14 protein-coding genes are annotated in these 14,837 nt (G+C 43.2%); 8 read left to right on the top strand and 6 right to left on the bottom strand.

Going from position 1 to position 14,837, the window contains the following annotated elements:
* Window positions 1–117: 117 nt before the first annotated feature.
* Window positions 118–762, bottom strand: a complete 645-nt coding sequence (locus tag MuYL_RS20630; protein ID WP_157741009.1) for a hypothetical protein — start codon at window positions 760–762, stop codon at window positions 118–120.
* A gap of 393 nt (window positions 763–1,155) precedes the next feature.
* Between MuYL_RS20630 and MuYL_RS20625 the strand changes: the two genes are divergently transcribed.
* The gene (locus MuYL_RS20625; RefSeq protein ID WP_094572350.1) at window positions 1,156–2,130 is read left to right on the top strand and encodes a hypothetical protein; all 975 of its coding nucleotides are present in this window, start codon (window positions 1,156–1,158) and stop codon (window positions 2,128–2,130) included.
* A gap of 16 nt (window positions 2,131–2,146) precedes the next feature.
* Here MuYL_RS20625 and MuYL_RS20620 read toward each other — a convergent pair whose 3' ends face one another.
* Window positions 2,147–2,614 (bottom strand): DUF6702 family protein, encoded by a 468-nt coding sequence (locus MuYL_RS20620; protein ID WP_157741007.1) that lies wholly within the window; start codon window positions 2,612–2,614, stop codon window positions 2,147–2,149.
* Window positions 2,615–2,737: 123 nt separating this feature from the next.
* Between MuYL_RS20620 and MuYL_RS20615 the strand changes: the two genes are divergently transcribed.
* The 5 genes from MuYL_RS20615 (at window position 2,738) to MuYL_RS20595 (ending at window position 8,080) form a co-directional block, all read left to right on the top strand.
* Window positions 2,738–3,316 carry a HupE/UreJ family protein gene (locus tag MuYL_RS20615; protein WP_094572348.1) on the top strand — a complete coding sequence of 193 codons (579 nt, stop codon included), beginning with the start codon at window positions 2,738–2,740 and terminating at the stop codon, window positions 3,314–3,316.
* Window positions 3,317–3,566: 250 nt separating this feature from the next.
* On the top strand, window positions 3,567–5,963 hold the full coding sequence (locus tag MuYL_RS20610; RefSeq protein WP_094572347.1) for a M1 family metallopeptidase: 2,397 nt from the start codon (window positions 3,567–3,569) through the stop codon (window positions 5,961–5,963).
* 140 nt (window positions 5,964–6,103) lie between these two features.
* A complete protein-coding gene (locus tag MuYL_RS20605; RefSeq protein WP_094572346.1) occupies window positions 6,104–6,616 on the top strand; it encodes a hypothetical protein in 513 nt (170 codons plus the stop codon).
* Window positions 6,617–6,764: 148 nt separating this feature from the next.
* Complete coding sequence (locus tag MuYL_RS20600; RefSeq protein ID WP_094572345.1) at window positions 6,765–7,190, top strand: DUF4265 domain-containing protein; 426 nt, start codon at window positions 6,765–6,767, stop codon at window positions 7,188–7,190.
* Window positions 7,191–7,630: 440 nt separating this feature from the next.
* Window positions 7,631–8,080, top strand: a complete 450-nt coding sequence (locus MuYL_RS20595; protein WP_094572344.1) for an SRPBCC family protein — start codon at window positions 7,631–7,633, stop codon at window positions 8,078–8,080.
* Between the two features lie 348 nt (window positions 8,081–8,428).
* Here the strand turns inward: MuYL_RS20595 and MuYL_RS20590 are convergent, their stop codons facing one another.
* Both MuYL_RS20590 and MuYL_RS20585 read right to left on the bottom strand, forming a co-directional pair.
* Window positions 8,429–9,622, bottom strand: coding sequence for a threonine synthase (locus MuYL_RS20590; RefSeq protein ID WP_094573048.1), 1,194 nt, complete (start codon window positions 9,620–9,622; stop codon window positions 8,429–8,431).
* Between the two features lie 103 nt (window positions 9,623–9,725).
* Complete coding sequence (locus MuYL_RS20585; protein ID WP_094572343.1) at window positions 9,726–11,360, bottom strand: M28 family peptidase; 1,635 nt, start codon at window positions 11,358–11,360, stop codon at window positions 9,726–9,728.
* 163 nt (window positions 11,361–11,523) lie between these two features.
* Between MuYL_RS20585 and MuYL_RS20580 the strand changes: the two genes are divergently transcribed.
* Both MuYL_RS20580 and MuYL_RS20575 read left to right on the top strand, forming a co-directional pair.
* Window positions 11,524–13,158 carry a DUF6734 family protein gene (locus MuYL_RS20580; protein WP_094572342.1) on the top strand — a complete coding sequence of 545 codons (1,635 nt, stop codon included), beginning with the start codon at window positions 11,524–11,526 and terminating at the stop codon, window positions 13,156–13,158.
* A 79-nt stretch (window positions 13,159–13,237) separates the two neighbouring features.
* Complete coding sequence (locus MuYL_RS20575) at window positions 13,238–13,444, top strand: hypothetical protein (protein ID WP_094572341.1); 207 nt, start codon at window positions 13,238–13,240, stop codon at window positions 13,442–13,444.
* Window positions 13,445–13,491: 47 nt separating this feature from the next.
* Here the strand turns inward: MuYL_RS20575 and MuYL_RS23345 are convergent, their stop codons facing one another.
* Both MuYL_RS23345 and tsaD read right to left on the bottom strand, forming a co-directional pair.
* A complete protein-coding gene (locus MuYL_RS23345) occupies window positions 13,492–13,662 on the bottom strand; it encodes a hypothetical protein (protein WP_157741005.1) in 171 nt (56 codons plus the stop codon).
* 107 nt (window positions 13,663–13,769) lie between these two features.
* Window positions 13,770–14,771: a tRNA (adenosine(37)-N6)-threonylcarbamoyltransferase complex transferase subunit TsaD gene (gene tsaD, locus MuYL_RS20570; protein WP_094572340.1), complete on the bottom strand. Its 1,002-nt coding sequence runs from the start codon at window positions 14,769–14,771 to the stop codon at window positions 13,770–13,772.
* Between the last annotated feature and the right edge of the window lie 66 nt (window positions 14,772–14,837).

The following is a 14,837-nucleotide window of genomic DNA, read 5'->3' as shown; positions in this document are numbered from 1 at the left end:
AATTAAGGGAAAAGGATGGGCACGTTCCTTTGAACGCAAAGCCTGTCCGCCAGACAAAAATAATATTTACACGCTGAACTGGCTATGTAAATGTCCTAACTTATTAACATTGGTTAATCAGGGCTTAAATTTCATGGAATTTGCGGCTTTATCCATGTTTTTAAAAAATTCAGGCCCCTTGTCATTGGTAAAGCAAACTGCCATAATAATACCGGTATGGCTTTTTTGCAAGGTTATCAGCAGCGCATATTTATAACGCTTGGTTGCCGGTTGATCGCGAAGGTTTAACAGGTATGATTTTCCGGCGTCGGCATTGTATTTTTCCAATACCTCTGGCGGAATGTTTTTTACAAAATGTTTGTCATCGCCGGTAAAGGCTGCGGCATTTGCTTCGGCCAAAGACGAATAAGTGGAATCGGGATTGGCCTGTTCAGCACCCGGTGAATCTTTTGATTTTTCGTAACTGGCCCAGTTTTCCTTTTGCGATTTTACCAGCAGCCAGATCTCCAAATCTTTGCCCGGTAAGGCCATTGCATAATCAAACGAAAAATAATCATTGTCAGGGGCCTTTATTTCTTTAAACCCTTTTGGGAAAGTAAATATAACATTTGCAGTAGCAGCTATGCGGGTAAATTCAGCAAGCTGGGCGCTCATTTTAACAGGTTTTGCCGCCTGGCCTACAGGCTTAACTGCTGCAGGCTTTGGCTTAATTTGCGCAATATGATGCACTCCCTGCGAAAAAACAGGTGTGACAATTAACATAAGAATCGCAACAACTAGTATTTGCTTGATTTGCTTCAGAATAATCTTCATTGCAGGCGAACAATAGTTTTTAAGTAACCATTAACAGGGTGTAATAATAACAAATTTAAGATATAAAATTAAGAATTAAGTATTTAACATATTATTAATATATGACCAATTGATAGCTTGTAAGAACTTTTAATTACTGCGTATTTTTTTCATATTAGTGCTGATTTGTGCGGATAAACAACTTGTTATTTAAAGATATCGGTTTGGTGTAGCCCGCAATAAACTGTATATGATGGTGAAAGAAACCCCGCCGGTAAACAATATACGCTGAAATGAGTTTTTAAACCAATCATTGGTCCATTTTGCTATTTTAGCGCTTTTTAAACGCTTCTGCTGATTAATATGAACAGATCCATCTATAAATACCCCGCCTCGCTATTACAGGGTTTGCTGACTGCTTTTTTATTGTTCACTATCTCCTGTAAACCACATGTGCCGGAACGGGTACAATTTGAAGAAAAGCGAAAAGAGGATGCCGTTAAAGCAAAGGCGTTGTTAAAAAGCATTCAGGGCATTCGCTACACAGAAGTGAAAAGAACGTTTGACAATGGTTTGTCATTTAGCGCAGTTGGGTATCAATTGGTGCCGGAGTGGCGCATCTCTTTCCCTTCAACCGATTCCGTAAACATTTACAGCCCCAGAAAACACAGGTTTTTGAATACTCCGGTAATATTTGATCATGATTCGGTTTACAATGTTGCCTGGGCCTGGCTTAAATTAAAGTATATCAAAAAGGATAGCATTCAGTTTATGGTACTGCACGTGCACGATAATGTAATACAGGAAGAAAAGACCCATGTTTATATGACTTTTTATACCAACGATTATATAAAAAATGTGCTGCATGCCGATACCGCGAACATGTTAAAACCAAGCCGCAAGGATACCAATTTTATAAAAGCTAAGATTTTAAAGGCGCATAATACTATAGATAGTGCTTTTGCAGGTACGGAGCCAGCTATTTTAAAAGCCAGGAGCCCGCTTATCAGCATAAAGAAAGAAATTACACCTGAAGGGGATGTTGACGGCGGCATGTCGTTTGACGACTACCTTTCACCCACCTATAATATCACTATAAAAAAGGCCTATGATAATTTTAACTATATTTTCACAGCCTATGTAGATGAAAAAGGTATTCTGGTGTTTAGAAAGGCCAATCAGGCTATGTATCCGGAATTTAAAGTTGCCACCCTTGCAGCTATGACGGGGATAACAGATGGCTATTTGAAGCTGTACATGGATGTAACACCAGCCAAAACACTGGGCATCCCACATAACAGTATTGTAATTTTAAATGTAACGGGGATTAAAAAGTAATAATACCCTTAACCCATTAAAACACCTGGCTTACCCTTTTATTGGGGTAATCCAGTTTTTCGCTTTTACGTACGCCGCCAACGGTAATGTGAACAATGTTCATCTGGTCGTCGAACAGGTTATGCAGCAGGCTTACATCCACATCAACTTTTTTAACCGCCTGGATCTTATCCGATTCAAAATAAACATCGGTAGCCTCTTTATTAATCTCGAAGCCCACGTAGTTTAAATTTAAAGACGCTGCACCTGTTTTAACAAGCAGGTTACTGAGGACGTACCTTTTCACCAGCGCATCCATTGCGGCATGCATTTCGGCCTTGTTAAGGTCTGTTTTAGCGTGGAACTGTTTTACCAGGGCCGCTTCAAAATCATCTGTAAAAATAGTGCAGATCACCTCCAGTTTACTGTCCTGGTTGTTGTAACTGATGTTTGTGGTGCTTACATGGATGGGGTGAAAAGCCCCGGCTGCGTGTTTTGCGGGCACACCAGCATTTAACAGTATGTAACAATATAGTAACGGTTGATAAATAAATGCCCACATAGCGAACCCTGATTTTTATAGTTAAAAAAACGCCTTAAATTTAGTGCTTTCAACGGTTAGTTCGCAATGTTCGACTTTGCTTTTTATTTTAAGATGGGCTGGCAGCACATCATTAGTGCCGATGCCCTTGATCATCAGTTGTTTATTTTGGCCCTTGCGTGCGTATATGCCATCCGAGATGTTAAGCGGGTGCTGATATTGGTTACCGCTTTTACCATAGGGCATTCATTAACGCTGGCCCTAAGTGTGTATGATGTGATCAGGTTTTCAAGCAAATGGGTTGAGTTCCTGATTCCGTGCACCATTTTTGTCACCGCTTTAAACAATATATTTCAGCTGGATAGCAAAGGTAAAAGTGCAAGGATAAATTATTATCTTGCGTTGTGTTTTGGTCTTATCCACGGGATGGGTTTTGCCAACGCTATCCGGATCATGCTGGCTAAAGATCAAAGCATTGGTTTAGGACTGTTCGGCTTTAATGTGGGGCTGGAAGCGGGGCAGATAATTGTGGTTGCCGTTATATTACTAACCGGGTTACTGTTCTTAAACGTTTTTAAAGTTAAAAGGCGCGACTGGATCTTTTTCCTTTCGGCCGGGGTATTTGCGTTGTCGCTTAAAATGGCTTTGGAACGAATGCCGTTTTAGCCTCACCTGAATCCTCTCCAAAGGAGAGGACTTTAAAAGAGGTTAAAAAACACAGGGGGGATAGTCGACTTATGAAGGCTAATTTTAAATAATCAAGGCGCGAAGCTAAACGTCCTCTGCTTTGGAGAGGATTTAGGTGAGGCCTACTAACCCGAATGCACGTAAATAAAGGAAATCTTTCCGACTTCCGGACTTTACTGTCCTTCGGACTTAAAGAAAAACTGATCTTATAAATAATAATTAACTAAACATGAAAAAAGTTTTTACTTCACTGTTTTTCACTTTAACTATTGCCGGTTTTGTTAAGGCGCAGGATATTCAGAATAATCCCGCCAGCAACCATGGTAACAAGTTTGAGCAATTGGGCACCATTTTAAACACGCCCAATGAACAGCGCACGGCAAGCGGCGCCCCCGGTGCCAAATACTGGCAGCAGCGCGCAGATTACGACATTAAATGCGAACTGGACGAAAAGAACCTGAAACTTACAGGTGCCGAAACCATTACGTACTACAACAACTCGCCCGATCCGCTCGACTATATCTGGCTGCAACTGGATGAAAATCAGCATAACAACTTTGATAACGCCAACTATCAGCAAAGCTCGGTAATGCCGCGCGGCGCAGGTACACTGCAGTTAGACAGGGCCGAAAAATCAAACGTTGACAATGGCTATGGCGATAAAATAACCAGCATTACTGATGCCCTTGGCAAAAGCCTGCCCTACGTTGTAAATAAAACAATGATGCGTATTGACCTTTCGACCCCTTTAAAGCCGGGCGCGAAAATGATCTTTACTGTAAAATGGAACTACAAGATCTCTGACAGGATGAGCATTGGCGGCCGCGGCGGTTACGAATATTTCCCGGGCGACGGTAACTACCTGTTCACCATGACGCAGTGGTACCCGCGCCTGTGTGTTTACAGCGATTTCCAGGGATGGCAGAACCACCAGTTTACCGGCAGGGGCGAGTTTGCCTTAACTTTCGGTAACTATAAGGTGCAGATGACCGTTCCGGCGGATCATATTATAGGCGCTACCGGCGAGTGTATTAACTACGCTGCGGTGTTAAGCCCTGCCGAACTGGCCAGGTATAACAAATCAAAAACAGCAAAAGAGCCGGTTGAAATTGTTACCCTTGACGAAGCCAAAAAGAAAGAAGGCGCGCCAAGCACCGCTAAAAAAACCTGGGTTTTCCAGGCTACCAACGTGCGCGACTTTGCCTGGGGATCATCCCGCAAATTTATCTGGGACGGTATGGGCCAGAGCGTTGAAGGAAAAACCGTTATGTGCATGAGCTATTACGGAAAAGAAGCCTATAACCTGTACCGCAAGTTCTCAACCAAACTGGTTGCGCACACGGTAAAATCGTACTCAAGCTTTACGTTCCCTTTCCCTTATCCTGTTGCGCAAAGTGTTGAGGCTGCAAACGGAATGGAGTACCCGATGATCTGCTTTAACTATGGCCGTACCGAAAAGGATGGCACCTATAGCGAAAGTACCAAAAACGGGATGATAGGTGTAATTATCCACGAGGTTGGGCACAACTATTTCCCGATGATTGTTAACAGCGATGAGCGCCAGTGGACATGGATGGATGAGGGCTTAAACTCATTTATGGAATACCTTGCCGAAGAGCTTTGGGATAACAAATATCCGAGCAAAAAAGGCGCAGCTTATACCATTGTTGATTACATGAAATTGCCCAAGAATGAGCTGGAGCCTATTATGAGCAACTCGGAAAACATCGTGCGTTTTGGGCCAAACGCCTATACCAAGCCGGCTACCGCGCTGAATATTTTGCGTGAAACCATTATGGGGCGTAAGTTATTTGACTATGCCTTTAAAGAATATGCTAAACGCTGGGAATTTAAACACCCTACCCCAGCAGATTTTTTCCGCACTATGGGCGATGCCAGCGGGGAAAACCTGGACTGGTTTTGGAGAGGCTGGTTTTACGGAACCGAAGCTGTTGATATTTCTTTAGACAGCGTTAAAGTTGCCAAAGCCGACCTGAACGGAAAAATGCCGCAGTTTAACAGGAAGCCGGGCAAAGTTGATGCGCCTGCTGTTAATGAGTTTGACGATATCTCGAAGATCCGCAACCGCGAGGATAAAAACATAAAGTTTTATGTAGATAAAGATACCTCGGTACATGATTTTTATTACAAATACGACCGCGGACTTGCGGCTGTTGACACCATGAAGTTTAACAACATGGCTAAGGAGCTTGCAACCCCGCAACGCAGCGCAACTGCCGAGGCTATGACCGACGAGGATAAAACCAAGTATGCCGGCAAGTACTTTTACCAGCTTGACTTTAGCAATAAAGGCGGACTGGTGATGCCGATAATTGTTGAGTTTACTTACACCGATGGCACCAAACAGGTTGACCGCATCCCGGCACAGATCTGGCGGTTGAATGAGAAACACGCTTCGAAATTCTATGTACAGGACAAAGAGGTAGCTTCCATAAAATTAGACCCGATGCGCGAAACAGCAGATATTGACGAAACCAATAACTACTGGGGTAAAATGCCTGAGCCGTCAAAATTCCAGATCTTTAAACAAAAGGTTAATGCAGCCGCAGCGCGTGGCCAATCTGCGGGTGTAAACCCAATGCAGGTATCGGGCAGCGGTAAATAAAATAGTTACAAACCAAGGCCCATTTACAAGTCCGCTAAGCGCTTAATTGCGCTTAGCGGATTTTTTTTGAAGGGGTATAAAGTAGTAGGGGTGGATTACGTAATTGTTGATTAAGTTTACATTGCTTAGCAGGTGATTACTTGAAAGCGGACTACTCAGCACATGGGCGACAAGCCGGGGACGCTTGCGGCAGGGGAGATAAGAAAAATCAAATGGCACGACTAAATTATAACATGTACAAAAACATAAGTGACAATACATTTCTAGGCATATGCGAATTACTTATCCCTATAGAAACAATGATGAAAGAAATTTTAGCACCTCTGGGCTGGAGATTGCATTCTCCAGTTGCTGAAAGTGACGCGTTGGCAGTTGATTTTATAAAAACTGATACGTTACTATCGGGGAACATAGGCATTACATTTGATGATCTTGCTAAGAGGACAACTTTTACATTTTATATAACTAAATCTTTCGATGAGAAGGGAATACGTTATTTTTTGCGAGATTATATTTTAAAAAACCAGGAGATTATATTTTTTGAAAACAGAGTGGAAGAGCTTACAAATTTGGCATTAGAAAAGTACGATGCCTGGAATAATTACGACATAAGGATGCACGGCGAAAAAATAAAGCTGAGTTCTTATACTTGAGCTGTGTAGCAAGCGCTGGGCATAAATCAAATTGCATTGACGGGCACCTACGCTTGCGGTAGCGGAGGAAAAGAGCGATAAAGCGCCAATAACACCCACGCCAACACCCCCAACACCACACAAGCTCCCTAACCAATAAGATAAGTAAATGGGAAAGATAATATTTGAATACCAAGATTTAGAAGATAATTATGCTTTAGAAAGTGCGTGGGCTGAGAAACAAGGCGAGTATTATAAGTTATGCAATATACTATTCTATGCACCCGGATATTCTTGGGGTGACATAGTAAGTGTTGAGGATAGAAACGGTGAATTGTACGTGACTGACCTGATTGAAGAATCTGGGCATAGTACTATACGAATCATATTCTATACGAAAGAAATTATTGAACCCACAATACAGCAACTGAATGGCTTTGGGTGTACTTATGAAGGAAGCAATATTGCGAAATTGATATCGGTGGATGTTCCACTCACAGTTAATTACAAACCGATCAAAGAATTTCTTACTGAAGGTGAAATAAAGAAGTTGTGGAGTTATGAAGAGTCTTGTTTAGCTCATGAAATAGATTAATGAGTAGTCCTGAGTTGGGTTGACAGATGGTCTCGTCCGCTTTTGGGTTGATAGTTTGGAGGATTAAAAATCTTTTAATATTACCCACGCTGCCGCAAGGGTCCTCCTTATGTCCCGAAGGACAGGTCACCAACAAGTAGATAGCCATTGCGCAGCAACCTAAAGACTTTTTTATGTGTTTATACAGCAGTTTTTATTTGCTACTGCTCTTTCGTTGCTTTAGACTATAGGGTTCTTTGGCGCTTTTGGTAAATACAGTGATTAGTAAAACCCTGGATAGCCTGTCGCAAATTGGGTGTAAATTGTCGCAGACTCCCCCTTTTTATGCCTGTTTTTACCCGCACCTTTGTTAAACAAGTTAATAATGGTGGAGCAGCTACCACCTGCAAAAACGGGCGAACCGAAAAGCCAAACGAGTAGGAACACAAAAAAAAGGTTTTATGTCAGAAAACGAAGTTTCATTGCACAGAATTATTAAGGCCTCGCCTGAAAAGATCTATCGCGCATTTACCGAACCCGGCGCAATCGCGTCATGGTTGCCGCCTTATGGTTTTCTTGGTACAGTACACGAAATGAATGTCCAGGTAGGGGGGACGTACAAAATGTCATTCCGGAATTTTACAACCGGTAGCAGCCATTCATTTGGCGGGGTGTATGTGGAAATCAAACCGAATGAGTTTCTGAAATATACAGACAAATTTGATGACCCAAACCTGCCAGGTGTAATGACTACTTCTATTTGGCTTCAAAAAACATTGGTAGGTACAGAATTAAAAGTATTACAGGAAGGAATACCTTCGGTAATACCAGTTGAAATGTGCTACCTGGGTTGGCAGGAATCGCTGGAAAAACTCAATAAGTTGGTAGAGCCTGAAATACCGGATGCGTGATTAAATGCTGCCGCAAAGGGTCCCCCTTGTGGGCGGTAGGACAGATAACCAAAACGCAAAGGGGCTGCAGGACAAATTGCCTAATCCTGAAATATGTTTCCACATTTAAATCGCCTCAAAAAATGAAACACGCTGATTACAAGTAAGTTAAAATTAAACTTACAAAAGGTGCAAATTGTTTAATTATTGATTATCAATAACTTATATTCTGTTAAAAATTCAATATGTTGATAATCAGTGCATTTCAAAGTGTTCCGGGTGTTCCGCGTGTAAAGTGGAACGCTTTTGCGGCCCCAAAAAAAGAGCTTTTTACAGTAAATGCTGATTTACACCACCTTTACCCGGAGGTTATATGGCAATATTCTCCAAATACTTATACCCGCTGCCGGTGTTTATCATCAAAACTTTATCGCCGGGTTTTATCCAGTTGGTAGCTTTTAGTTTTTTAAAGGCCTGCCAGAGGGCGGCACCTTCGGGGGCCACCAGCATCCCTTCATGGCGGGCTATCTCTTTTACTGCTGCACTCATTTCCCCGTCGCCTATGGTAATGGCAGCGCCCTGGGTTTCGCGCAGCACCCGCAGGATCAGTTTGTCGGCATAAGGCTTCGGGACCCTTAAGCCGTTGGCTATGGTAAAGCCGCCGTCGGCAAATTCCGAGACCTGCTTACCCGCGTTAAAAGCAGTTACAATGCCGTTACAGCTTTCGGACTGTACGGCCACCATACGCGGGCGTTTGCTGCCTGTCCAGCCCAACTGCTCCAGTTCATCAAAAGCTTTCCACATGCCTATCAGCCCGGTGCCACCGCCTGTGGGGTACAGGATCACGTCGGGCAGCTGCCAGTTAAACTGCTCGGCAATTTCATAGCCCATGGTTTTTTTGCCTTCCAGGCGGTAAGGTTCTTTTAAGGTTGATACCTGGAACCAGCCGTTAACAGCAGCCAGTTCATTTACCAGCCGGCCGCAATCGCTGATGTTGCCGTCAATCTCAACCAAATCGGCCCCGTACAGGCGGCATTCATCTTTAAAAACCTGCGGGGTTTGTTTGGGCATGTACACCACGGCTTTTATCGCGGCACGTGCCGCATAAGCTGCCAAAGCGCCGCCTGCGTTCCCGGCAGTGGGGGTTGCTATAACGTCAATCCCCAGCTCCTTCGCTTTTGATACCGCCGCGCTAATTCCCCTTGCCTTGAACGAACCGGTAGGGTTACCTGATTCATCCTTCCAGTAAACTTCGTTATCACCAATAAAGCGTTTTAAATTTTCTACCGGGATGATGGGTGTAAAGCCTTCTCCTAGGGTAACTATGTTCTTTTCTTCAAACACCGGCAAAAACTCCTTGTAGCGCCACATGGTAGCCGGTCGCCCGCTCAAAATAGACTTATCAATGCCTGCCTGTAAATTGTAAACAGCAAACAAGGTTGATTTACAGGCCTCATTTGTGCAAACCGTATGAATAACCGCAGCATTATAGCTGGTGCCGCATTCAGGGCACGTTAAATTCGTTATCAGAGTACCTGTCTCCGTTTCAATATCACTGATCATTGTTTGTTTATTAGGCACGCAGCGCGGGCCATTTATTTATTGGGTATAGTAAAGTCAACACTTACTATCCTTTAACTAACTGCTATTCTCTAACCTCCGGTCACTAATTCTTAACCTCAAATATGTCACCCTTATTCCATATTGGCCGGGCAGGGTCTTCGGCTACCAGGTAGCCAATTAAAAAGTTAAGCTGTGCATATTTTTTACCGGCAGCAAAATTAAAGATGCCGTTTATATCGTCCTGTGGTTTATGATAATACTTTGCCCGCCACTTTGCCACAAAGTCGTTGAGGTTATTTTTGCCGTCGGCGGTTTTACTGCCGTATTTAATGTGAAGGGCCGGGATGCCGTTTACCACAAAACTGTACTGATCGCTGCGGGTAAAGCGGGCCTGCTTAGGTTCCGGATCGGGTTCAACGCCCAAATCAAGGTAAGCAGCTGCCTGGTTAACCGGGTTTATCAATGATGAATGTTCGGCCCCCAGCGCAGTAACTGAAAGCAAGGGCGCTATAATAGTTGGCATATCGGTATTTACATCGGCCACAATGCTTTTAACCGGCACTGTAGGGTGTGCGGCAAAATAACCCGAACCAAGGTCGCCCAGTTCTTCGCCTGTGAGCAACACGGTAAGAATGGAGCGTTTGGGCTTATGCCCGATGCTGCTGTAAATTTCAGCAATGCCCAACACGCTGGCAACACCCGACGCATTATCATGGGCGCCATTATAAATGGAATCGCCTTCCACCGGTTTGCCAATGCCCAGGTGATCTAAATGGGCGCTGTGTACTACATATTCCTCTTTTAGTTTGGGGTCAGATCCTTCAATTTTGCCGATCACGTTATAGCTTACTATATCCTGATAGGTTGACGTATAACTAATGTTTACACCGGCACTTATTGCGAACGAGGCTGGCTGCCCCGATTTTAACTGTGCGATGAGCGCAGGGATAGTTTTGCCGCTTTGCTGTGCTAGCGCGTTAAATACAGTATAATTAAACAGGCCCAGTGCTTTTACCTGTTTGGAGTAATAAATTCTTGAGATAGCAACCGAGCCGTCGGTATTCATTACACTATAAATGCCGCTTTTTGGGCTATTTAACTTTGCTGCAGAGTCGGTTGAGCATATGATTACACCTACTGCGCCGTGGTCCGCAGCGGCCTTTAATATGGTGGTGGGGTTCATGGTATGGGCAGATACAGACGAGGAAAACTTGTCGGGTGCGCCACGGGTTACCAGCACAACCTTGCCCTTAACATCTATGCCGGCGTAATCATCATATCCAATTGAGGGCTCGCTAACGCCAAATCCTAAAAAGGCTATCGGCGCACTCAGGGTAACTTCAGCTGTTTCCGGATTAGGATATATCACGTAGTCAACGCCGGATTTTACTGCCGGAATACTTGTTGCGCCGGTTAAGGTAAGTTCAGCACTTTTAACAAATGCCTTTCGGAATTTTACATCCTGCAGCCAGGTGCCATGTTCGCCGGCGGGTTTTACCCCCATCCTTTTTAGCCGGCTAACAACGTAATCAACCCCCATGCGGAAGCCCGGTGTGCCCGGTGCCCTGCCTTTCAGCTTGTCATCGGCCAAATAAGCAATATCTATCTTGAATTGACCGGTATCAACTTTACCCAGCGCTTGTTCAACTTCGGCACTCAATTTAATTTGCTGACTAAAAGCCGTACGTGAAACAAGTGCCAGCGTGCAGATTAGTAATGTTTTGTTGATGCGGACCATATGATGATAACGGGATTGTTTACGATTAGCCCACAAGTTATTAACTAAGCACCTTACCTGCAAGTTAATCGTAAAATTGTAACACAATTGATGGATTTTAAACACCGTATGGTCCAATTTAAAAAAAACGCGTTATCTTGTAATCACAAACCTGAATCGTATCATGAAAATTTTGCAAACCTTTTGGAGCGGCCCTGCTGATAAAGCTAACCAAAACCTGTTAAGCACTAAAGCGGGCTGGCTATCATGCGAGTATCATTGGATGAGCTGGGCCCTGAGTTGCCTGCAGGCCAAAAGTGTTTTTGGTGACGTTAACCTGGTGACCGATGAAAAAGGGAAACAAATTTTAATTGATCAGTTGGAATTGCCTTATTCCACCGTGTCTGTTAGTTTGGAGGGAACGCTTGATAATTATCATCCCGCTTTGTTTTCGCTGGCGAAAATCCATACTTATGGTACTCAAGCGGAACCTTTTCTGCATTTGGACGGCGATGTTTTTTTGTGGCAGAAGCCAGATGCTGATTTTATGAATTCACGCCTGCTGGCTCAAAATCTTGACAAAAACCTGGAGTTCTATCCTTATACATTGAACCAGATAAATCAGCATTTTACTTTTGTCCCCCCTGTTTTACAAAGGCAGCACTATGAAAATAAGGATGTGTATGGAAGTAATGCAGGCTTAATAGGAGGCAGTGATCTTGATTTTTTTAGATGGTACAGCCGCGAGGCTTTTGATTTTATAGATAAAAATAAAGATAACCTGAATAAGGTGAATACCGGCAGCTTAAACTTTATTTTTGAGCAATACCTGTTTTGCCAGCTTGCAGCCGAAAACAGGATCCCGGTTACGTACTACCGGCCCATGGTGGATGATCCTGTATTTAAGGACTATATTAAATTTGAGGATCATCCAAACGTAGCCATGGTGCACCCGGTTGGCAATTTTAAAAAATACCATCACGTATGTGATCACGTTGCCAGGACATTGAGGAGCGATTATCCTGATTATTACTACCGGATAATTGATCTGGTCAGATCTGAAGGGCTAAGTATGCGGTCGGCCATATATTACTCCCCGTTGTTGAAGCTGACGGAATTGGCACAGCAGAATCCGGGAAAAGCTGTCGAATCATCTTTTTTGCGGACAAATGCAGCAATCGATTATCTGAATAAAAAAGATCCGCAAAATCAAATAGCAGGTCTTAACAGCAATGCCCCTCCTGCTGAATTTATAAAGAATGTTAAGTTACGAGTATCCGAAGCTTCCGATTGCGATTGCCTGCTGGAGATATTCGGGTTGGAATCAGCAGCAAACGAGCTATTGGAAAAGCTATACACTGATGAAGCGACAGTAACCAACCTTTATAAAGCCGACCGCGAAAATTATAGCAACATTCGAAACGTTTTCTCATTGCCGGATGATGAATTACTCCAAATTAAGATTGGATTGCCGATACATTACAAATTGCTTAACCATAGCCTGAACTGGAAGCTGGACTATAAAGAACAGGTGCATGCACTGATACAAAGGAATTTTAATACGGAAAAGGCGGTGTGCCCGATGTTGCTCCTGCCGTCGGAGTTAGAGGGCGGTGTTAAGGAGTATTATTTGGATGAGCTGGACATGATTGTTTTTGATACCGTAAAGGACGTTTTTACGATAGCCAATTTGTTAATTGAATTGAAAACGCATTTTTCTTCGGAGGAAATAGAAGAAGATTATTTATCCTTTAAACAGTTGATAATTAGTACGATTAAAGGGTTGCTTTATGCGGGTGTGGTTGAAATTAAAATTTAGCTATTGGTTAAAATAAGTTTGTGGATTAAAAAGAATAATTCTACATTTAATATATAAACCAATTTAAAATTTAAAGATCATGGAAAAACAACCTAAGCCCGCAGGCAAATTGAGCCTGAAAACAGAATTGTCAAGGCAGGAATTAAAACAAATTACAGGAGGAGCTTTACAGCAAACCTTTTGTTCCTCTACCACCAACCCGTTTCCTAACGGGCAGCAGCCCATTGGTTGTCAGCCTGCTTATTGTTCGGCAGCGGGCCACGGATCATTTCTGTATTGTGCTTAATTTAAAAAGCCATTGAAGGGGGTGCGTTTGTAAGGGACGCACCTTTTTTATTGGCCCTGGGTTTTCCAATACATGTAGGCTATGCAGCCAATAACCATAATGGCTAAAACTATAAGGCCTGTTTTGCCTTTGCGTTTGTCCTGCCGCATCAGCCAAATTAAAAATACCACAAAGGGTACTAAAAACACGGCATAAAATATAAGAGATGGAATGTTCATGTTGGTTAGCCAGTAGCCGATGGTCCATAGTCCATAATCAGCCTTGTTTATTTTAAATATCTAATCTTGTAAAACTAAGGACTATGGTCCACGTTTTATTTACCTTGTTACATTGGCATCCTTGCCAGCGGCGCAACCGATTGATCGGTAAATTCACCCTTTAAAAACTTATAGTAACCTGCAATAGCTATCATTGCTGCGTTATCGGTGCAGTACTCCATTTTGGGAATAAAACAGCGCCAGTTGTTTTTTTCGCCTAAAGCTAACAGCCCCTGCCGTAACCCCGTGTTGGCAGATACACCACCAGCCAGGGCAATATCCGTTATATTACAAGCCATAGCGGCCTTGCTTAGTTTGTTTAAAAGAATGGTAGCTATCCGTTTTTCGACCGAGGCGCAAATATCATTGAGATTTTCCTGTACAAAATTTGGGTTAGCCGCCACATTATCCCGTATAAAATAAAGGATGGATGTTTTTAGCCCGCTAAAGCTGAAATCGAGGTTGGGGATCTGCGGCTCAGGGAATTTATAGGCGTCAGGATTTCCCAGGCGCGCATACTTATCAATAAGCGGGCCGCCAGGGTAGGGTAAACCTAAAATTTTGCTGGTTTTATCCATAGCTTCGCCGGCGGCATCATCAAGTGTTTGCCCTATCACCTCCATATCAAAATAGTCTTTAATTAAAACTATTTGTGTATGCCCGCCAGATACCGTTAAGCACAAAAACGGGAACGATGGTTTATTGTCGCCTATAAAATGTGCCAGTACGTGGGCCTGCATGTGATTTATGTCAATCAGTGGGATTTCTTTTGCCAGCGCAAATGCTTTCGCAAACGAAACGCCCACCAGCAATGAACCTAAAAGACCGGGACCGCGCGTAAAAGCTACCGCATCCACATCATTTTTGTTTACTTTTGCGTTTATCAGTGCCTGTTGTACGGCAGGAACAATATTTTGCTGGTGAACCCTTGAGGCAAGCTCAGGGACAACACCGCCATAAGCTTCGTGAATGGTTTGGTTGGCAATAACATTGCTAAGTATCTCGCCATCAACACATATAGAGGCAGAGGTTTCATCGCATGAAGATTCGATTCCTAATATTACAGGCACGATTTTTTGTATTATAAATTTTGAGTTAGTGACTTAGTAAGCAAGAAAGTTTAAATTTTGATTTAT

Origin of the sequence: Mucilaginibacter xinganensis (assembly GCF_002257585.1) — a bacterium.
Classification (GTDB): domain Bacteria; phylum Bacteroidota; class Bacteroidia; order Sphingobacteriales; family Sphingobacteriaceae; genus Mucilaginibacter; species Mucilaginibacter xinganensis.
This window is presented reverse-complemented; position numbering and strand designations above follow the sequence as displayed.